Origin of the sequence: Pseudoalteromonas sp. SG45-5, assembly GCF_014164085.1 — a bacterium.
In the GTDB taxonomy this organism is placed as follows: domain Bacteria; phylum Pseudomonadota; class Gammaproteobacteria; order Enterobacterales; family Alteromonadaceae; genus Pseudoalteromonas; species Pseudoalteromonas aliena.
Window position 1 is genome coordinate 1 of the sequence record NZ_JACJEM010000168.1, and the last position, 390, is coordinate 390.

1 protein-coding gene is annotated in these 390 nt (G+C 36.2%); it reads left to right on the forward strand.

What is annotated here, in order from left to right; translation table 11 throughout:
- The coding region (locus H5119_RS20135) for a hypothetical protein (RefSeq protein ID WP_220496106.1) at positions 1-390 on the forward strand (390 nt) is incomplete at both ends.

Sequence of the window (390 nt, forward strand, 5' to 3'; positions counted from 1 at the left end):
TCAAAAAAAGCCAATCTCCTAAATACCTTGTGGCAGACTGTAAACTTTATCATAAAAGTAATGCTGAGTTTTTAACCAAAATTCAATTTCTCACGCTAGTACCTTCAACAATTTCTCTTGAAAAATCCTCTATAAGTACAGCCATAGCAGCCAACCAATGGGTTAATATTGATGATAATTATCAATATGTTATTGAAGAGGTTGAGCATATGGGGATAAAGCAAAGATGGATGATTATTTATTCAAAAGCAGCTAATAGCCGAGTACAAAAAAGCATTGTTCGACAAGTTGAGCGAGCACACACAGGCATCAAAAAAGACCTCTTCCATTTACAAGCTCAACGTTTCGCTTGTCAAACTGACGCACAACGCGCATTAGATAAATTAGCGA